Source organism: Prevotella sp. 885 (assembly GCF_002265625.1).
Classification (GTDB): Bacteria; Bacteroidota; Bacteroidia; order Bacteroidales; family Bacteroidaceae; genus Prevotella.
In genome coordinates, this window is the sequence record NZ_NOVE01000010.1 from 58078 (window position 1) to 80201 (window position 22124).

Annotated in this window: 9 protein-coding genes; 5 read left to right on the forward strand and 4 right to left on the reverse strand. The window is 52.4% G+C overall.

Translation table 11 applies throughout. The features are described from left to right. Positions 1 to 9: 9 nt before the first annotated feature. A complete protein-coding gene (locus CHL74_RS05210; RefSeq protein WP_094880109.1) occupies positions 10 to 1257 on the forward strand; it encodes a 3-deoxy-D-manno-octulosonic acid transferase in 1248 nt (415 codons plus the stop codon). Between the two features lie 141 nt (positions 1258 to 1398). Here the strand turns inward: CHL74_RS05210 and fucP are convergent, their stop codons facing one another. The 4 genes from fucP to fucI form a co-directional block, all read right to left on the reverse strand. After that, positions 1399 to 2712, reverse strand: coding sequence for an L-fucose:H+ symporter permease (fucP, locus tag CHL74_RS05215; RefSeq protein WP_094880110.1), 1314 nt, complete (start codon positions 2710 to 2712; stop codon positions 1399 to 1401). 16 nt (positions 2713 to 2728) lie between these two features. Next, positions 2729 to 4135 (reverse strand): rhamnulokinase, encoded by a 1407-nt coding sequence (locus tag CHL74_RS05220; protein WP_094880111.1) that lies wholly within the window; start codon positions 4133 to 4135, stop codon positions 2729 to 2731. A gap of 151 nt (positions 4136 to 4286) precedes the next feature. Beyond that, positions 4287 to 4925 (reverse strand): class II aldolase/adducin family protein, encoded by a 639-nt coding sequence (locus tag CHL74_RS05225; RefSeq protein ID WP_094880112.1) that lies wholly within the window; start codon positions 4923 to 4925, stop codon positions 4287 to 4289. Between the two features lie 130 nt (positions 4926 to 5055). Continuing rightward, positions 5056 to 6831 carry an L-fucose isomerase gene (gene fucI, locus CHL74_RS05230; protein WP_094880113.1) on the reverse strand — a complete coding sequence of 592 codons (1776 nt, stop codon included), beginning with the start codon at positions 6829 to 6831 and terminating at the stop codon, positions 5056 to 5058. A gap of 361 nt (positions 6832 to 7192) precedes the next feature. Here fucI and CHL74_RS05235 point away from each other — a divergent pair, with 361 nt between their 5' ends. The 4 genes from CHL74_RS05235 (at position 7193) to CHL74_RS05250 (ending at position 22124) form a co-directional block, all read left to right on the forward strand. Further along, on the forward strand, positions 7193 to 7441 hold the full coding sequence (locus CHL74_RS05235) for a hypothetical protein (protein WP_094880114.1): 249 nt from the start codon (positions 7193 to 7195) through the stop codon (positions 7439 to 7441). A 1795-nt stretch (positions 7442 to 9236) separates the two neighbouring features. Further along, the gene (locus tag CHL74_RS05240; protein WP_176452173.1) at positions 9237 to 12305 is read left to right on the forward strand and encodes a T9SS type A sorting domain-containing protein; all 3069 of its coding nucleotides are present in this window, start codon (positions 9237 to 9239) and stop codon (positions 12303 to 12305) included. Between the two features lie 82 nt (positions 12306 to 12387). Beyond that, on the forward strand, positions 12388 to 14124 hold the full coding sequence (locus CHL74_RS05245; RefSeq protein WP_094880116.1) for a hypothetical protein: 1737 nt from the start codon (positions 12388 to 12390) through the stop codon (positions 14122 to 14124). A 38-nt stretch (positions 14125 to 14162) separates the two neighbouring features. Next, positions 14163 to 22124 (forward strand): hypothetical protein, encoded by a 7962-nt coding sequence (locus CHL74_RS05250; protein WP_094880117.1) that lies wholly within the window; start codon positions 14163 to 14165, stop codon positions 22122 to 22124.

Consider the following 22124-nt stretch of genomic DNA (forward strand, 5'->3'; position numbering starts at 1 on the left):
AACAAAGAAATGTATAACATAGTCATCTACTTGTACCTGACCGGCGTCGCCATAGCCAGCCTCTTCAGCGAGAAGGTGAAGAAGATGTGGCGAGGGGAACGTCAGACCATAAAGCTGCTCCGCGAGAAGGTCGACCCCGACGCTAAGTATGTATGGTTTCATGCGGCTTCGCTCGGCGAGTTCGAGCAGGGCCGCCCGCTTATGGAGCGTCTGCGCCAGACCCATCCCGAATACAAGATTCTGCTCACCTTCTTCTCGCCTTCGGGCTACGAGGTGCGCAAGGACTATAAGGGAGCCGACATCGTCTGCTATCTGCCCCTCGACACCATCCGCAATTCGCGTAGGTTCCTGAGGGCTGTGCGTCCTGTCATGGCATTCTTTATCAAGTACGAGTTCTGGTACAACTACTTCCACATCCTTCAGCATCGTGGCGTGCCCATCTACAGCGTGTCGAGCATCTTCCGCAAGGACCAGGTGTTCTTCCGTTGGTATGGCAAGCAGTACGGCAAGGTGCTGAGTTGCGTGACGCGCTTCTTCGTGCAGAACGAGGAGAGCGACCGTCTGCTGCGCACCATTGGCATAGATGCCTCGGAGGTGGTGGGCGACACCCGCTTCGACCGTGTACTCCAGATTCGCGACGCTGCCAAGCCATTGCCCATCGTGGATGCGTTCCGCAAGGGCAGGACAGACGGCGGAGACGGACCGGAACATAAGGTGTTCGTGGCAGGATCGTCATGGGGACCGGATGAGGATATCTTCATCCGCTACTTCAATGAGCATCCCGAATGGCGTCTGATAATAGCTCCGCACGTCATCAGCGAGGACCATCTCAAGCAGATTCTCTCAAAGCTGCGCCGCAAGACCGTGCGCTACACGCAGACCACACCCGAGGAGGCAGCTACGGCTGAATGTCTGATCATAGACTGTTTCGGCCTTCTCTCATCGGTATACAACTATGGCGACGTGGCATACGTGGGAGGCGGATTCGGTGTTGGCATCCACAACGTGCTGGAAGCGGCAGTATGGAGCATGCCGGTGTTCTTCGGTCCAAACAACGCACACTTCCAGGAAGCGCAATGGCTGAAGGCATCGCAGGGTGGCATCGAGATAACGGCGTACGACGATTTCGCTGCTATGATGAACCGCTTCATCGCCGACCCGAAGCTCATAGAGGAGCGTGGCAAGGCTGCTGCAGAGGTTGTGGACAAGCATACGGGAGCAACAGAAGCCATACTGAAGGCCGTAGGGCTGAAGTAACTTCAGACAAACATAAAAGACAGCAAAGCCAACGATTTGTATATGGCATACCATATCAATTCGTTGGCTTTGCTGTCTTTATTTGTTTATATACTAACCGAACTTTAGCAAGTTCACTATACTAATATGTATCTTTCTATTCTATTCCGTTCCACTCATGCTGCGTCGCCATGTTCTCAAGCCGTAGATGGCGATAACCACGAAGCAGATGAAGGGAAGGACGAAGGATACGTTTACGGCGGGCATACCGATGACGGTGCCGCGGTCGATGATGGAAGCCTGGAGCGGGGGCAGAACGCTACCGCCGAGGATGGACATGATGAGTCCGGCTGCACCAAACTTGGCGTCATCGCCGAGTCCTGTCAATGCAATACCGTAAATCGTGGGGAACATCAGCGACATGCAGGCGCTTACTCCAACGAGGCAATAGAGGCCCATACGGTCCTGCAGGAATATCACGCCGACTGTTAGCACACCGCCAGCGATGGCGAGAAGCATCAGCAGTCGTCCCGTATTGATGTAGCGGAGGAGGAAGGTGCAGATGAATCGTGAGCAACAGAATATCACCATTGCCACAATATTATATTGCTGCGACAGCACCTCTGCCTGCTGTTCTGCCATGCCTTCAGCCATAAACACGCGTGTGCCGTACTGGATGATGAAGGTCCAGCACATAATCTGGACGCCCACATAGAAGAACTGCGCTATGACTCCCTCACGGTAATGTGGCAGCGAGAAGATGCGGCGCAGGGTGGGAATGAAGTTGATGGCGTGGTTCTTGTCGCCGTTCTTCGGCATTCGCCAGAAGAGGATGACGAGGAACATGACGAGGATTACGAGGCCGATGACCAGGTAAGGTCCGATAAGCACGGAAAGGTCGTATTCCTTTACAGCCTCAAACTCACTTTCGCTGAGCTGCGTACGTGATGCCGTATCGAGCGGATTGAGCTTTGCCTGGATGAAGTTCATCGCCACGAACATGCCGAGCAGCGATCCCATAGGATTGAACGACTGCGCCAGATTCAGTCGGCGTGTGGCTGTTTCCTCCGTTCCCATAGAGAGAACATAGGGATTGCTGGACGTCTCAAGAAACGAAAGACCGCAGGTAAGGATGAAGTAAGCGAGCAGGAAAGGATAATAGTCGCCCGTCATCTTGGCGGGATAGAAGAGGAAAGCGCCGAGTGCGTACAGACCGAGTCCGACGAGGACGCCAGCCTTATAGCTGAAGCGGCGGATGAAGATGGCGGCGGGGAACGCCATTGCAAAGTAGCCTCCGTAGAACGCCACCTGCACAAGAGCGCCGTCAGTGGCTGACATACGGAATATCTTTGAGAATGCTTTCACCATCGGATTGGTGATATCGTTAGCAAATCCCCACAGCGCGAAGCAAGACGTGATGAGGATAAAGGGGACGACATAGCTTACGCCGTCCTTTGAAAGTATTGACTGTTTCATTCTTTTAGGTTAGTATTTACATGCTGTCTCTTACTATCTGCCTCATCTCTCCCACTCCACTTACTTCGCCCTTGGCAAGTGCCTGCGTAAGGATGTTGCCCATACCGGTGGCTTCCACGGGTCCTGCCATGACGGGGATGCCGAGTGCCTGTTGGGTAAGGGTGTTGAGGAGCTGGTTCTGCGATCCGCCACCGATGATGTGGAGGCAGCGTATGGGTTGAGGCAGCATATCGTTAAGGTGGCTTACAGCCTTGGCATAACGTGCGGCAAGCGACTGCAACACTACGCGAGCTGTCTCTGCCTTGGTCTGCGGCACGATCATGCCGTGGCTGTGGCAGTAAGCGTTGATGGCACGTTGCATGGACTGCGGGTTCTGGAAAGCCTCGTCGTCCACGGGGATAAGGGCGTCGGTCTTCACCTCTGCAGCAGCTGCGAGCAGCGGTCCGTATTCCTGCGGGGCGCCTTCCTCGCTCCATTCTGCCATCAGACGCTGCAGTATCCACATGCCGGTGATGTTCTGGAGGAACGTTATCTTACCCCCTACTCCACCCTCGTTGGTGAATCCTGCCGCGCGTGCCTGCTCGGTAAGGATGGGCTTGTCCGTCTCTACGCCCAGCAACGACCACGTGCCTGAGCTGAGGAATGCCACGGGACACTCGTCGTTGGCGGCTGGCACAGCAGCCACGGCGCTTGCCGTGTCGTGCGAACCGACAGCGATGACGTCCACACGTCCCAGTCCTGTCTCTTCGGCGATGTCCTCGCGGAGTTGTCCGCGGACCGTTCCGGGCATTACTATCGGGCAGAAAAGGCGGCGGTCCAGTCCGAGACTGTCAATGAGAGCCCAGTCCCAGTCGCGCTTTTCAGCGTCGAGCATTTCCGACGTTGAGGCAATGGTGTATTCGGTGTTGGCCTCTCCGGTAAGGAAGAAGGAGAAGAGGTCTGGCGTGAAGAGCAGTCGGTCGGCGATGTCGAGCTGCGGGCTGCCAGCCTTCTTCATGCTAAGAAGCTGGAAGAGAGTGTTGATGTCCATCACCTGCGTGCCGTTGACGGCATAATGTGCGGTGGCGTCCACCTCCTTGAAGAACTCAGCAGCCATTCCTTTCGTGCGTTCGTCGCGATAGCAGACGGGATTGCTGACGAGGCATCCGTTGCGGTCGACGAGTCCGAAGTCCACACCCCACGTGTCCACGGCTATTCCCTTCACGTCCAGTTTCAAGGCAGCCGCCTTGCGTAGTCCTTCCTTCATGTCGGCAAAGAGTGCGGGGAAGTCCCAGTAGAGTCGTTCTCCGAGACGCACCTGCCGGTTTGTGAAACGGTGTATCACCTGCATGTCAAGGCGCTTCTTTCCGTCCTCTCCAGCGGTGAGTGTTCCGGCGATGACGCGTCCTGAGCCACCACCAAAGTCGATTGCCAAATATGTCATTTGAAGAGTCGTTTAAAATTAAATTGAGAGTTGAAGGTTGAGAGTTGAAAGTTATGATTACTTTGATTGCTAATTATCAGCTTTAAACATCAACTAATCATCGCTCTCAATTCTCAACTTTCAACTCTCAATTCTTCAACTTTATATGTTTTTACTTCGTCACCTTTCCGAGTACATAAGCCTCGAGGTCGTCTATTTCCTCAGGAGTTAGAGTATTGTAGTGGCCCTGGCTGAGGACGATGATGCGGCAAGCCATCTCGAAGAACATGGCACGCTCGAACACCTCGTCGAAGGTCTTGCCGCAAACCACCTGACCATGCTTGAGCATAAGGGCGGAATTGTGGTCCTTGAGAGCTGCCTTCACAGCCTCTGCCAACTCTGGCGAACCGGGACGGAAGTAAGGTATTACGGGAATTTCTCTTCCCACGTGGCACGGCACCTCCGCTGTTACGTTAAAGTCCTTCGGTGTCTCCTGCATGCACGAAACCACCGTGGCATACTTCGACTGGAAGTGGAGCACTACGTCGCAGTCGGGACGCTCACGGAGAACGCCAAGATGGAAACCGCTCTCCATCGAAGGCTTCACGCCGTTAAGCACCTCGCCGTCTGCCACACGGCAGACTGCCACCTTCTCCTTGGGGAGTGTAGGCACCCAAGAGCCTGTGCCCGAAACAAGCGCTTCGTCGCCGATGCGCCATGAAATGTTACCGCTTGAGCAAAGGGTCAAGCCAGCGTCGCCCACACGATGGGCCTGACGCAGAAATTCCTGTATCTGATAGTCCTGTATCATTTCCTTTTTTTGTTGAGAGTTGAGAGTTAAGAGTTGAGAGTTATGATTACCTTGACTGATAATTTTCAGTTTCATTGTCTTATACAGCGAAACATATCATAACTTTCAACTCTCAACTTTCAATTATAAATTACTTATAAATCGGTCCGTAGTTCTTGCAAGCGCGGAAGTCAGCTCCCTCCTTGTCCATACCGAATGCGTTCCATGAAGCGGGACGGAAGATCTGGTCTTCCTCCACGTTGTGCATGCAAACCGGGATGCGGAGCATTGAGCAGAGAGTGATGAGGTCGGCACCTACGTGGCCGTATGTGATGGCACCGTGGTTGGCTCCCCAGTTGTTCATCACTGAATAGACATCGTTAAACGGAGCCTTGCCCGTAAGACGCGGAGCGAACCATGTGGTAGGCCATGTCGGGTCGGTGCGCTTGTCCAGAATCTTGTGGATTTCGGGATCGATGTCAACAGTCCATCCCTCTGCGAGCTGCAGAACCGGGCCGAGTCCCTTCACGTGGTTGAGGCGGACCATTGTCACGGGCATGCCGCCGCGTGTAAGGAAGTTGGATGAGAAGCCGCCGCCACGGAAGTAGTCGCGGTTGGCAGGATACCATGTTGTGGCCTTGAGGCAAGCGTCCACGTCCTCGTCCGTCATCTCCCAGAAGTGCTTCATGATGGGGTTGCCCTCAGCGTCAGAAGCGGCGCCTGATCCGTCCAGAGTGGTAGCGCCTGAGTTGATGAGGTGGATGATGCCGCCGGCAGCGCGTCCGGTGAGTTCCTTGCCGGTAACACGCTTCACAGCCTCGGGGCTCCAGTATGTGCGCACGTCAGAGAATATCTGGGCGCGACCCGTGAGGAGGTGGTTGAAGAGCATAGCCACACCGTTGCCAGCGTCGTTCTCCGTAGCGAGAATGATCGGCTCACGTACGCCGTTCCAGTCGAATGAGGTGTTCATAAGAGCCTCGGGATAGTCGCCGTTAGGATAGAAGTCGGTCCACTGGCGCTGTCCCTGGAATCCGCCTGCGATGGCGTTATGTCCGATGGCTTCCTCCTTGAATCCGAGTTCCTCAAGGCGCGGGTTGCCGTGCATGAGATCCTTCATGATAATCATCATCTTCACGATGAACTCCCAGTCCTGGTCTTTCTGCTCGCGTGTCTTTGCCTTCTCTGGACGGTTGGCGATGTCCTCGCCCTCGTTGGTCATACAGTGCTCACGTGTCCAAGCCATAGCCTTCTCATATTCCACGGGGTCGTATACGCCCTCTGTCATGCGGCGGATGATTTCGGTGAGGTCAACGCTCTCGTTGCGCATGCCGAGATACTCCTGGAAGAAGTCGGGATTGACGATTGATCCGGCGATACCCATACAAGCGCTACCCATTGAGAGGTACGACTTGCCGCGCATCGTGGCAACAGCCTGTGCAGCGCGTGCGAAGCGGAGAATCTTCTCTGCCACATCCTCAGGTATCGAGTCGTCGCCGAGGTCCTGAACGTCGTGTCCGTAGATGCCGAATGCGGGGAGTCCCTTCTGTGCGTGTGCAGCGAGGACGGCAGCCAGATATACAGCTCCCGGACGCTCCGTACCGTTAAATCCCCATACAGCCTTCGGCCAGTGCGGGTTCATGTCCATAGTCTCTGCACCGTAGCACCAGCAAGATGTCACGGTGATGGTGGAGCCGACGCCCTCACGCTCGAACTTCTCGGCGCAAGCAGCACTCTCTCCCACGCGTCCTATAGTAGTGTCGGCGATTACGCACTCCACTGGCGAACCGTCGATATTGCGGAGATTGTCTGTGATGAGTTTTGCCACTGAGCGGGCAAGGTTCATTGTCTTCTCTTCGAGGCTTTCGCGTACGCCGCCCTGACGTCCGTCAATAGTGGGGCGTATGCCAATCTTAGGAAATTTACTCATAATCTTTAGGTTTTTATGATTTTATGGTTTTTAAGTATTGTAAGTTCTTATATATAATGTATGGTTTATTAGGCGTGATACAAAATTAAGAAAAAGTTAGCAATGAGAAGAAGTATACAATATAATTTTTGTTATAACAAGAAAATATTCGGATTATGCTTCGGAAAAATAGCGAAACTGTAGAAAAGAATGACGGCGGAACGATTGGTTCCGACGGCTTGACGGTGGGTATATATACAAAAAAAGGGGCTCCGCCGAGTCCCAACCTTTGTTAACCTTAAATCTAATACCATGAAAAACATTGCAAAGATATAGGTATTTGATGAAACGGCAAAGCTTTTGAAGCACAAATTTAACGAAAATGAAACCAAAACCCCTGTTTCTTGACCTGTGTCAAAGCAAAAAGAGGAAGAAAGGTTACAATCTCGAAGTTTTGACGGGTAGACGGAGGGGGTTTGACAGGAAGATATCATCTTTAGACAGGAAGACAGGAAGACATGTTTTTCAGACAGGAAGACAGGAAGACATGATCTTTAGACAGGAAGACATCATCTTTTTGTTGACGGGAAGCTATGGAACAAACTTAGGAGGCTATGGCGTCCCGCCGTAGCCACGCACCCACGAACGCAAGCTGATTGAGTATGAGCAGTGGGTTTCTGATGGATACGTGTCCCATCGGGACACGGTGCTGATTGGTGTTTCTGCTATGGATGGGTGCGTGGCTACGGCGAGACGCCATAGCCTCCTAAGTTTGCCTCGACAGCTTGTGAATTGCAGTTTAGTGGTGAGTTTGCCGCGGTAGGCAGGGCTTTGACAAAAACCTTTATCCACAATCCGCTTATGGGCGCAAATCCTATCGGATTTAAATAAAAGGCTTTACATTAGGTCTTACGAGAACCAGTTCTCGACAACCTAACATAAAGCCTTTTATTTGTGCACAGCACGCGCCCATAAGCGGAAAAAACAAAGAAAAACACAAACAGGTGGCTCCCGCCATCCGCTATCTTGTGTTTTTTATGTTTTTCTTTTGTTGGCACAGTGATGCTTCGGCATCACTCATGATATCGTTTGGAGGATGGGTGTCGAGAGCAACGCTCTCGTAAAGCCCATTCGCCAAACGATATCATGAACCCGTAGGGTGTGCCAACAAAAGGTATGTGGAGAAAGGTTTTTGTCAAAGCCCTGCCTAACCGGATTACGCTGACAAATTCCTGTTTATCGGTTAGTTTGCCAGACAATATTTGCATTTCTAACGCTCAATACTCCTCGCTCAGCGCACGAAGAAATCTTTGGTGCGAAATTCTTGAGTTTTGAGCGTGCAGCGATAACTTATTTATGCACAGTCGATTATGCCGACAAGGGAAGAAGTGTGCAATGAATAAGGGATATAAACAAGCATAATTGGGTGCAATAGCGCCACTTTTACACCCTAATAGTGCCACTTTTATCATGCAATAGCGCCACTTTTACTGTCTAATAGTGGCACTATTGGAGTGTAAAAGTGGCTCTATCGTATGGCTCGGGTGCAGTTTGCACAGCAAAACACCATAAAAACAGCAAATCAGAACTCTATAATCAATTTTTATTTTGTAACATCTTTTTACTCTTTGTACGATATTTGCATGGCGGACGGCGACCGAATTAGGAATTTTGAATTTTGAATTGTGCGCCAAGGCGCATTGTGAATTGTTCAATTTTGAGTTGGTAGAGGAATTGCAGTTTATCTGTGAGATTATAAATGAGCGAGACGCCATAGCCTCCTATGTTTGTCCCATAGCTTAACGTCAAAAACCTAAATATCATGTCTTCGTGTCTTCATGTCGAAAAAACATGTCTTCTTGTCTTCATGTCAAAAAAACATGTCTTCGTGTCCTAAAGATACTGTCTTCGTGTCTTACGAGGCGACGTCTTCACATCGAATAACAGACAGGATTTGCGTGTGATTTTTGGCGTTTTCGTCTACCCGTCCATCCCAAAAATTTCGTTAAATCATTTGTCAAATCATGTACATAAATTGCCTATTGGCTTGTCAAATCGTGCGATGGCCCTTATTTTGTTAAGAATTGGCCATTTTTTGTTAAGTTTATACAACGGACTTGAGCGAATTTCAGCTTATTTTGCAGTGCTGACAGACATAGCGTAAGGCATGTTGTCTCATGCAAATATTACTAACCACAAATAACGTACAATATGAGACCGCAAGACCATACTATTGAGAACGAACCTTGGCGACATTCATACGATGACGTCGAGGGCAAAATCAGGGAGCATGTGGAAAAGCTGGGGACTGAACAGGAAATAACCAAGAAACCCAAACATCACATTATTAAACATAAAACTAAATAGATAACATATTATTATTCACCTTTCAAATCATTTTTAATATGAGGAAACAATTATTACTAATGCTATCCCTACTGCTATATGCCGTAGGTATGGCGGCACAACAACCTGATTGGGGCTACAATCCCAATGCCTATCCTGACGAGCACGTCATTTATGTAGGCTTGGTAGATGACCAAGGCAGTGCAGTACAAAGTTTTAATGACAACACTTACCTTGGAGCATTCATTGATGGTGAATGCCGCGGACTTGCGAAGGTAAGCCGATATTCTGTATCGGACACCCAAACCATTTATTATTTCGCTCTGCGTGTAAAGGGCACGAATACTGACAATGGCAAGGCTATCTCGTACCGTTTAAGCGTAGGTGGTAATCATTCTTTTGTTTTCAACGACCTGAAGCCTGCCGCCAATGCAGTAACCTATACTAATAATGGTACCACCGGTAAGTTGTCAGCACTCTATCAGCTGACGTTCATACGTCCTGGGTATTATAGTATCGTCCAGCCTGAAGTGAGAGTTAAGGTAGGTGCAGAGTTCAATTTGTTGGATTATATCACGTTTGAGCCTGCAAATGCCAACATACCGGAAATGAACTGGACCATGGGGCAAGGTGAGAAAGAGAATGAATATGCCTCCATCAAAGGCAATACGTTTAAAGCCCTTAAGTCGACTGGCAAATACGGTAGTGTTAGCGTAAGTCCGAATCTTTGGGGCATGAAGCCTACCGGACAGTACACAAAGGTTAGTGTACGTGTCATCCAGCCTGCCACCTCTATTGAGCTTCGCGACGAGTATAAGAATGGCATCACAGTTAACTTGGGCGACACTGCTGCCCTCAACACTGTGCTTCGCAGCGGCTACACCACAGCACCTGCCGACTGCAACGAGGAACTGACATGGAAGAGCAGCGACGAGACTGCCATCCGTCCGATGACAAGTGAAAGCGACCTTGGCAAGTTTGAGCCAGTAAAGACCGGCACTTACACCATGACGCTTAGCGGCGAGAATGCCAGCGTGGACCTTAAGGTCACAGTCATTAAGCCGGTAGAGTATATTACGCCGGTTGGCTCCGTTAAGACTATTAAGATGTTTGTAGGCGAGAACCTTCTCAACATCCTTCCGTCTGGATATAAGGTAATGCCGGAGGATGCTACAGACCGCAGCGTGCATTACGAAGTTAACCAAAGTTTTAGTGATCAGGGAGTGTACGAGGATGGTGACGGAGCTTATAAGTATACCGACATATTTGGTGACTTATATTTTAATGAAGGTGACGAGATGATCGCCCTTAAGCCAGGTAGAGTTCGTGTTGTGATACGTTCAATACAGAATCCGCAAATGGCTTGCGAATACGAGGTTATCGTAAAAAGAGGTCCTACGAACATCACGTTCAAGCAGGACGAGATGACATTCTTGATGCCAAGAAAGGATACTGACAAGTGGGACATCTCTGAGGATATCCGTAACAACATCATCATGACACCGTCATGGCCTAAGTATGAAGAATATGAGTCGTACGATATAGCACAAAGCAATTTGGATATCTCTTCTCTTACGGATGCCGTAAACCTGTATTATGATTTCAAGAAAGACAGCCTTTCTGCATCTATCGATAGTATAGGTCAGGGATGGATTGATGTCTACTATTCATCTGAGCGCACCATCGCAACTGAGGAAGGACTCCGAAATGATGAGTATGAAATTTTAAACCACTTCCACGTAACAATCTTGGAGTCTCTTAAGGGATTCAAGGTGGACGGATACGTGGATATGGTAAGCACCGAGACACGCGACTTCGTGCTTACTCCCGACCCCGTTGACGCAGAGGTAGACCCGTCAAGAGTGGAGGTTACTATAACTCCTGACAGCTATGTTTCTGAGGAATGGAAGAGCATAGTAGAGATTGTTCCTACGGATGAGACCATGCTTAACTATACCATCAGACCTCATAGCGTGGGCAGAGCCATTATCAGCGTGAAGCTCGACGGCGTAGAGGTGGCATCATCTAACGTCCTTATCGGTCAGCGTTATATGCAGAAGGCAGGATGGAAGTGGGCTTCGCTCTATGGCGGCGGCGTGCGCTGGAACTCTCCTGAATACGAATTAGGCAACGTGGTGGAGGAAATCCGCTCAGAAGACGCCCTTCTCCATAACGACCCCGAATACGGCTACTTCGGCGACATCTACAGTTTGGAGACTGGCACATGCTATAAGATTAAGGTAAAGGAAGAGGAGCCCGGTCTGCTTGACTTGAGAATCATGTACACCGGCGCTTACGAAGACATGCGGACTCATCGTCAGATTGTGCCGATGTGGAACTGGCTCGGCAATCCCTATCAGTATGACCACGATATCAACTCGGTGTTCTCTACCGAAGATACATACGCAAACAAATTCAACGTGGGCGACCGCATCGTATCGAAGGACAACGGCTTCGCTGAATACAATGGCGAAAAGTGGACAGGCACCCTTACCACTCTGCATGCCGGACTCGGATATATGTATTTCAATGCAGCATCAGACACCATCGACATGGAATACCTGCGTGAGGGCAGTATGCCTCAGGGCACTCCGGTGATGAACGCTCCCCAGCACAAGCAGAGCGTATGGACATACAACAGCGCTCCGTTCGCTGACAACATGACCATCGTAGCTGACCTTGGCAACGATTATTCGGCAGAACGCTTCACGGTGGGCGCCTTCGTAGGCGACGAGTGCCGTGGTGAGGGCGAGATGATAGACGGCAAGTGCTTCATCACCGTCCATGCTGACAAGGGCGAGACCATTTCGTTCAAGCTCCATGACGCCGTCAGCGGCGAGATGCGCACCATCAACGAGCAGATGCCGTTCGCAAAGATGGCAGGTTCGCTCCGCGCTCCGCAGCGTCTGACTGTAGGTGGCATCGTCACCGGCATCACAGCAGCCGACATCGCATCTTCGGGCATCGCCGTTGTGGACGGACAGATCACAGTCCAGGGCATGGACGTGGCTGACGTCATCGTATGCAACGCATCCGGTGCTGTTGTCTCAACCGGCGAGACCACCGTTACCGGTCTTCCTTCAGGCGTTTACGTAGTGAAGGTGAAGACCAAGGACGGCAAGACCGTTACGAAGAAGCTTGTCAAGTAAGTTGACTATACTAATATAACTAAAAGTTTCGCATGTCTCGAGACATGCGAAACTTTAAATAACCACTAAAAGAACCAAAGCGATGAAAAGCCACTTACACATAACCATACTGACGGCTGTGGCAGCACTCTTTCTGCATACCAGCGGCACAACAGCACAGAACATCACGGAGATTGCGAAGAGCGATCCCCTTATCATCACGGGTTCCGTAGGTACACAGAACACCTACTTTCACTCAACGGCAGGCAGCGCATACGCCTCGCCGCTGAGCAATACGCTGTTCCTCAACCTCAACATCAGCATGTATGGATTCAACATGCCTTTCTCGCTTTATTACTCCAACAACAATCTGGACTTCAACTATCCTCATATCTCCTTCAATCTCTCGCCGTCGTACAAGCAATGGCACGGACATATCGGAAGGTCGTCGGCAGGATTCTCGCCCTACGTCATGAGTATGTCTTACAACGGCGTGGGTCTGGAATATCGTACGCAGAAGTTCCGCGTGGGAGCTTTCTATGGCACGCTGCGCAGCGCCGTCAACGACGACCCTACGTCGCCCTCGCCGCGCAATCCGCAGTATCGCCGCATAGGATGGGGATTCAATATAGGCTACGGCACGGGCAGCAACTACCTCGACCTTTATCTGCTCCGCGCATACGACCGCCGCAGCTCCATTGACGAGTACTGGCAGGAGCGCATCTCGCCGCAGGAGAACATCGTGGTGGGACTGAAGGGAGGCGTTAGCATCAAGAACTGGATGTCGCTGACAGCCAACGTAGCCACATCAGCCTTCACCACCGACACCCGCGCGGAGAAGGTGACGGACAGCAAGGTGACAAGATGGGACAAGGTGTTCGACACACGCTACACCTCCATGGCACGCTTCGCGGGCGACGCCAACCTCAACATCAACGCCGGCGGCGTGAACGCCTCGCTCTTCTATCGCATCATACAGCCCGACTATACGTCGCTCGGCACCTACTATATGGCTAACAACTATCACAGCGTCGGAGCCAGCCTCGGCACCACGCTCTTCCGCCGCGTGTCGGTGGCAGCCACGTTCTCCGCTCAGGAGGACAATCTCTCCAACAAGCAGCTCTATACCACGCGGGGCTTTGTCTATTCGGCATTCATAGCCACACGCATAGCCAACCGCCTCAATCTCTCGTTCGGCTATAACGGCTATCTGCAGACGCAGGCTGACGGCACGGCACACGTGAACGACACCACTCGCGTACGTCGCGCCATGAACACCTTCACGTTCACGCCGTCCTACGCCGTGGACAACGACCAGTTCGGCCATGCCTTCTCGCTCTCTGCCAGCCTCGTGCAGAACAAGGACCTCAACCGCTTCGCCACCGGCGTGAGCGACGTAACGTCCCTCGCCATCGGAGCCAGCTACGGACTGGAGGTGAAGGCATGGAAGACCAGCTTCCAGACCTCCATAAACCACCAGTCGTCAAAGGGATTCAACACGCGCTACACCAGCGACCTCGCCTCGGTGACAGCCAACCGCGCCTTCCTAAAGGACGACGCCCTCAACCTCTCAGCCACGTTCTCGATGTGCTACAATGAGGTGAAGCGACAGTCGAAGAGCCTGTCCATGGGATGCGACATGGCTGCCAGCTACAGCATCAAGCAGAAGCATCTCTTCTCGATGACTGCCGGATTCAACAAGTACGGCGACGTCAACATCACCAAGACACGTTCGAAGCTGGACGCCACGGACATCAACATCAGCTTCAACTACACCTACACCTTCACGCTCCTCGAGATAAAGCGTAAGGCGGAGAAGGAACAGAACAAGTCGCTATAGTGTAACTTTTATTCCCACGATAAAATAAAGATCAAGATATGAACAGACTGAGATTCCACATCCTATCACTACTCATCATCCTGGGTGCCATGCTGCAGGCAGCCGCTCAGGACGTAATGGTGACGGTCAATCCGGTACAGCCCACGCTGCCTCCGCAGGCAATGCTGTACGTAGCCAATCCCGGCAACTACTTTAACGTAAGTCTGATCAACTCTTCTGGCGAGACGCAGAACGTCTATCTCGTCATGGACCTTGAGCAGATAAATCCCAACTCGGGACTTTACGTCAAGATTCCTGCACAGTATCAGCCCGACAAGCCCATCACGGTGCCTTCCGGCGGAACGCACATTCTGAGCATGGTGGAGATGAAGAATCTCTTCAATCATGTGCCCAACGACCGCATCGCCACCACCCCGGGTCTGTTCAGCGACTATGAGGGCGGCGCCTTCGGACTCCTGCCCGAGGGTCAGTATCGCATGCGCCTCGTGGCTTACCGCTGGGAGCCGGGACGTGACGCTCCCGTCATGGTGAGCAGCCCCAGCAGCGGACAGTGCATCTTCACTATATGCTACAAGGCTCAGGCGCCTGAGTTTCTGATGCCTATGCCCGGCATCGGAAGTTCTTCCGACGCTTCGGTATGCACCATGGACAAGCAGAACGCCCTCTTTACGTGGAAAGAACCCATCGTGACGTGCAATCCCGGCGCGGCACGCTTTACGTATAAGTTTAAGGTGGTGCAGCTTGTCGGCGGTCAGACGCCTGACGAAGCCATAGAGTATAATCCTGCCGTGTATGAGAAGTCGGGACTGATGTCGCCGATGCTGATTCTGCCGCAGGAGCGCATCCGCTCCATGATAGACGACATGACCTACGTGGCACGCGTCACGGCGGAACAGTCAGGTCTGGGCAGCACTTACCTCAACTACTCCATGGTGGAGAACGACGGCAAATCCGACCTCCGCCTCTTCCGCTTCGAGCCTGACGCCACCACCGTGGTGACGCCCCCAACGCCCGACAACAAGGACAAGGAGGACAAGAAGGATGAGGAGGAAGACGACGAGTTCGACTTCGGTTTCGGCAGCGGCAAGGAAGAAGTGACCGATTCGGTATATAACTTCCGCAATCCGCAGATCATCCGCCCGAGTTTCCCCGGCAATGCAGGAGCCCGCAAGTCATTCACGGGCGACGACATCGGCGTGGAATGGAAGAAGACATGGTTCGTGGGTGGCGTAGGAGAACGTCAGGACACGGTGAAGATCAATTATGAGGTGCAGCTCTTCCGCGGCGAACCAGAGATGGACCGTGCAGACATCTTCGCCTCAGAGCCGGTCTATACACACTCCACGTACGACCTTTCTGACTCCATCAAGTGGGAGCAGATCAGCGACAAGGTGGTGGCTGGCGACTATATGGTGCTGCGCGTGCTCCCCAAGAGCGAGAACGTACAGTCCGTGGCGTTCGTCAACGACTCCGTCAACGTCATCGACTTCGCCCTCGCACAGCGCATCAGCCAGAAGTTCTTCCAGTGTTCGTCAATGGTGAACATCGAGAACCTCAAGCCTACGAAGAAGTCTGCCAAGGACTTCATTGGCAAGGTGGTGGGCATCGGACAGTATCAGCTCACCATCGACGAGATGAAGGAGAACGGCAAGGACGGCGGATTCCGCGGCAACGGTCGTGTGGAATGGTCGCCGCTCGGATTGTCGCTGATGGTGAAGGTGGAGTTCGATTCGCTCTTCATCAATACCGACGACATCGTTTATGCCGGCAAGGCTAAGGGCATGAAGGGCGACACATGGGCATCGAACAACGGCGAGCAGGTGGACAAGCTCTTCTCCGACTGGGGCATTGACAACCTCATCGGCGACACTGGCATACCTTATGCTAAGATGTTGCAGAAGGAAGCGTCTAACAGAGGTCGCGACATCGCCAAGCAGCTCAGCCTCGGCAAGTATTATGACTATTATCATCGAGCTAAGGACTTCCTCACGGAAGGCAGGCTTGACAACATCATGATGCCGATGAAGCTGCCGAAGTCGGTTAACAAGACTCCGGTGGACATCCAGATTGTCAACGTGACATTCGCTCCTTCGTGGGCTTCAATGGACCTTATCGGTACGTTCACGCTGCCCGAAAGCCGCTATACGGACAACAACATCCTCATCCTCGGTGCACCGCACACATGTATCAGCCCCGACCGTCTGTTGCCGGAGAGCGGATCGATGTGCCTGCTTTCCACCATAGACGTGAAGGAACCGTCGTCCGGTTTCCAGATTAAGTTTAAGGCTCCGACCGACATCACCGTGGCTGACGAAGGTCAGGCACCTGCGGACGGATGCTACATCAACTGGCAGGCTGACTCTTTGGCAGCCTTACACATCGACATCGACATCGCCATTCCTAAGCTCAAGAAGGTGGCTAACGGCACCGCTACGGACGAGCGACCCGTGCTGAACATCCAGACTGACATCAAGGACTGGAACGATTGGACGGCAAGCGCTGCCATGGACGACTTCGAAGCAGAGGCTCTTCCGGGCTGGACATTCTGCCCGGGCGCCATTGTCTACGACCACTCCACAACGGTGAACGACAACAACATGGGATCGTTCCCCGCCGGTTATGACAAGAGCAAGGCTGACATCCGCACCAACGACAAGGAATGGATGGGCCTTTACATCAGCAAGGTGGGCGTAAAGTTCCCGAAGGCTATGGAGGTGGGCAAGGAAGACGGCGACGGTGACCGACGCCTTACTCTCGCTGCCAAGGACATGTTCTTCGACAAGTCGGGCGTTTCGCTGAAGTTCGGTGCTGAGGACATCATCAGCGCGAAGACCGGCAAGCTCGGCGGTTGGGCGTTTACGCTCGACAACGTGGGCGTGGAGTTCCTGCAGAGCAACTTCGAGAAGGCTTACTTCGACGGCAACATGAAGCTGCCGCTCGTCAATTCGGACATCGCCTATACATGTAATATATATAACCAGAAGCGCTTCAAGAAGGACAACGACAACGGCTACGCCTATATATTTAAGGTGCAGCAGGTGGAGGACATCAACTTTGACTTCATCCTTGCAGAGGCAAACCTTGAGCAGAAGCAGACTTACTTCTTCCTCGAAGCAGAGGACCAGGCTGACGGATCGACGAAGACCCGACTGGAATTCTCTATGGGCGGAAGCATCACCATCGGCTATGCGGACGAGATTCAGGGCAAGCTGGACGAGGTGAACAACAAGGTGGAGGCTGCCAAGAACCGCTCAAGCTTCGTGAAGAACGCCCTCGACGGACTGCCGCTGAAGCTCAGCATCCCCGGCATCCACTTCACAAAGATGCGCATTGCCAACTGTTCTACGTGGGAATCAATCTACGATAAGGAGGAAACACAGAAGAAGGCACACGCAGCTCAGGCTGAAGAACTGAGACGTTCGGCGTGGAAGACGCTTTGCGAGGAGAAGGAACGCAACCTCGGTTCTGAGGACAAGCCCATCTATTTCAACATGGGCGAATGGTCGTTGGCTTCTTTAGAGAAGAAGATAGGTCCGTTCTGCTTCGGCATTACACGCTATGACCTCGGCTTCTCTGGTGGCGCAATGACGCTCGACCTTGAGGGAAAGATTGGCTTGCTGGAAGACCTCGTGGTGGCAAAGGCTGGCATTCAGTTGCAGGCAGAGGTGAAGAACCTCGACGACATCAGCAACATCTCGCTGGAATATAAGGACTGTCTGTTTAACTCCATCGAGGTTTCGTCCAACCTTCCGGGCATCACCATCTCGGGAAGAATGGACGTCATACGTCCTAACGACAAGGTGAAGGACAAGGGATATAAGGGCCACCTTAAGTTTGCGCTCCCCGGAAATCTCTTTACCTTCGACTCAAACGGCGGCTACTTCGAGCACAAGGAGGAAGGCAACAACTTCACTTGGGGCTACTTCAACATCGCTATCGGCTCGGCTGTGGGTCTGCAGATTCCGCCAATCGAGCTTAACGACATCCACGGCGGCTTCTACTTCAACTGCCGAAAGGACCCGAAGGACGCAACGAAGGCCATCGCTCAGAAGGGCGTCATCGGCGTAACGGCTGGTCTGGGAATAGCAGCGTCGGGCGGCGACAACGTCATCGGCGGCAAATTCTCACTCACCGTGGTATACGACAAGGAGCACAAGCGCCTCACCACATTCATGCTTGACGGCAACGTAAGCGCTATGGCTGGCTTGGTTAATTCGAGGGCGTCCATCGTTTATCAGAACGACGACCAGTCGAAGTACCTGCGTCTGAACGTCACGGTTGACGCCACGGCGGACGGACTCGCCAAGAAGTATGCGGGTGAGATAACAAAGTACACGGAACAGCTTGCGGACAGCAAGATTCTGAAGCAGATGCAGGCTCTCAACGACACCATAAAGACCACTTACGACAAGCTGGGATCAATGGCTGGACTGGACAATCTCCATCAGGAACACAGCACGGAGGAGACACACGAGAGCAAGGATGAAAACAAGAGCGAGCAGAAAGATAACTTCAAGGCTACGTCAGGAGCCAAGATATCACTCGACTTTGGACTTACATGGCGCGACAAAGGTGTGAACTTCGACAAGGTGAAGTGGCACCTCTATCTGGGCAAACCGCAGAAGAGCGAACGCTGCCAGTTCATACTCATCGACCTTGAGGCGAAGATTGTGGAAGTGAAGATCGGAGCGGATGCCTACTTCTGTGTGGGCAACGAGCTGCCCGACAACGGCGCTCTGCCTCCTATTCCCGAAAACATACGCCAGTTCCTCACCGGTAGCCGCGGCAGCAACGGCGTTCAGTCAGCAGACGTAAGCAAGGCTGAGCGTGCCCGCGAGGAAGCCTTAAGAGAGTTCCGCGCCAACGCCACGGGTGGCGTAATGCTCGGAGCAAGCGTATGGGGCTACATCAATGTGGACCTCGGCATCCTCTATGCCGACATGGGCGCCACGGCTGGCTTTGACGTCAGCATCACACACATCGGCGACGAGGTATACTGTGTAGGCGTTCCCGGCGCAGCAGGATGGAAGGGATGGTACGGCGAGGGACAGCTCTACGCATACCTCTACGCAAAGATGGGTCTGCGTCTGAACCTCGGATTCTGGAAGGGAAGCATTGATCTCGTGGACGCAGGCATCGGCGGCGTACTCCAGATGGGCTTGCCTAACCCGAGCTACTTCACCGGCGACCTCCGCATGAAGCTCCGTCTCTTGGGCGGCCTCATCAACTTCAACCGCCGTTTCCAGTTCACTTGCGGCAAGAAGTGTGACATCTTCTACGGCAATGCGCTTGACGACTTCCAGCTTTGGGGCGAATCGTCCATTGGCGAGGAGACAAGAAAGAACGGATGGAACCACAAGATGACCATAAGTCCTGACCTGCCCACCGACTTCACCATCACTCCGATGGCACGTCTTAACGAGCAGTATCCGCTGCTCGACCAGACCGACCTCCACAGACAGATGAAGCAGGTGGAAGCCGAGAGAGAAATCCTCGAGACCACGTCAACTCGTACGTTCCGCTTCAATCCGTCGACCAGTCAGGTTAAGCTCTACGAGTATAGCGACTCTACAATGCGCGACAGCGTGATACGTTACTATAATATAGAGTTCAATGCCACTAAGGTGACGGTACGAGGAATGCGCAGCCTCAACCCCAACCGCTTCTACAAGCTCGAGATTACGGGCCTTGCCAAGGAGCTTCGTGCGGGCAAATGGCAAGATCCCCAGACATATAATGTCGATGATGGCGATTATGAAAATGTGCCATGGGAGCAGACCAAGGCATTCTACTTCCGTACCGGCAACAGCGACGGCATGAACATTCAGGACGGAGGCGACCTCCAGTCATTTGTGGCTGTGGCTTATCCGTCGAAGTATAACGAACTGAAGTCGGCTGAACCCGTCATTGCTTATGCCACTGATGTGCAGAATCCGCTCATCGTGCTCAAGGAAAAGAACGTACTGAACCGCCTCTATTCTGACGGCAAGCTCAAGTGGAAGCTGAAGAAGGACGGCAAGGTGATAGAGGAGCAGGAAGTGTATGCAGGCTGGGAGAACAGAGCTTCTGCATCATTCAAAACCAAGGTATTGCCGGGTAACACCTACAACCTCGTGCTCGACTATGAGAAGACCAAGGTGACGAAAGAGTTTGTTGTAGCGGAGAAGACCATTAGGTTCCGAGAGAAATACTACTCTAATTACACCAACGGAGCAAGTCCTAACGGCCGCATGGCACCTAAGACTATCGGCGGCTATGGGGTGATAAAGATAATCAGCTCAAGACGCTATCAGGGACCAGCCCTCAATGATAATTTAGGAAAGAACTTTAATGAGGGTTTCTTAAATGACAAGATAAAAAAGGACCTCCGCTTCGGACCTGCATTCCATGGTCCATATATGGATGCCAACGAGAACGTCGACCTTTATGCTGACGTAATGTCGCCGCAGACAAGGAAGACAAGGATGACCAAGTCGTCTGCCATAACGAAAGCATCGTCGGGCACTACCTCTACGTCGGGCAACACCTCTTCGTCCGAGACAACACCGACAAGGCGACAGCCCACAACGCAGACTTCGCCATCCACAAAATTAGGCACTCGCGTAGTGCCCAAGTCGGACGATACGTCATCTTCATCGTCTACGGAAGAGGTGAAGAAGGAGGAGCAGTCCCTGACGAGAATACCCAACGGCAAGTTGTCGGGAGGCATAAAGAAGACTGACGACGACGCTCTGCAGTCAGGCGTGACCGACGAAAAGACGATGTCTCCCGGCATTATATTGCCAGACAAGGCGGCCGACCAGGAGGCTCCTGAAGGCAAGGAATGGTATTGGGAGTACGTATTCACCTGCTACGACAACCGCGAGACCGAAGAACCGGTGGTAGCTGCCAACATCATGGACCTCAACGTCACAACCATTGACGGCGACTGGACAACCGGCAACAACGGCAAACCTCTCGACTATGAGTTGCCGTTCATCGGAACAAAGGTCGGTATGATACAGTATGACGGTTCGGACCTCAGCAACATCCCCGACGTGGAGATTGGATATAAGACTTCGGCAATGGAAAGACAGAAGAAGTATCCTAACACCAATACTCTCCTCGCCTACTACGACCCGTTCTACTACATCAGCTACCTTGCCAACTGGGCATTGATAGGCGGATGGAACATCGAGTCAGACCGTATACAGACTATGGTGACCACCACCACGTCGCTCACCTACAGCGACCTCGGCGGCAACTACAGCGGATTCCTTGCCGAAGGCGACGTAAACTACAACATCGTGAACGACTGGGAGAAGATTCGTCGCAACTCCATCTATCCGTCGGGAGGTTACGGTTCGGAATATCCGCTGCCGCTCATCGACAATGACCGTTACGACTACGTGAATCCTATCAGATGCCACGCCACCATACCGGAGTATCAGCCCAAGAACCCGGCAGGCGACATTCTTAAAAACATCGCCAACGTCTACTACCTTGCTGAGGACGTGGACAAGAAGATAAAGGAGAATGCCAAGGTGGTGCTCGATAAGGGAGGAACCACGTTCAAGACCAAGCGTGCCAACGCTGTGGAAGAATGGAACCTCCAGCACCTCGGAACCGACATCGTAGTGTCGCGAGAGGGTCTGAACGAGACTACGCAGATGATAAAGATACCGTACTATCAGATGACGTTGCTATGGTGTGGCATCATCGAGAACTCTGAGTCAGGACATAAGGTATCGCTCAACAGCATCATGAAGGGAGCCGGAAAGCGAGCCACACCGCGCCAGAGCATGAAGCAGAGCCGAATGGTGCTCTTCACCTTCACGGGCGACAAGGGTTATCCCGAAGCTTCGTTCAAGGCTAAGGAGGCGATGAAGAACCTCAAGAAGATGATTGTCCATACTTACCGTATCGACGACTATGACGTACAGAAGAAGGAGTATACGGTATTGCACAGCAGCAGTAAGCGTGACATCACCATCTACGAGCCGCTAAAGAAATTCTATTAA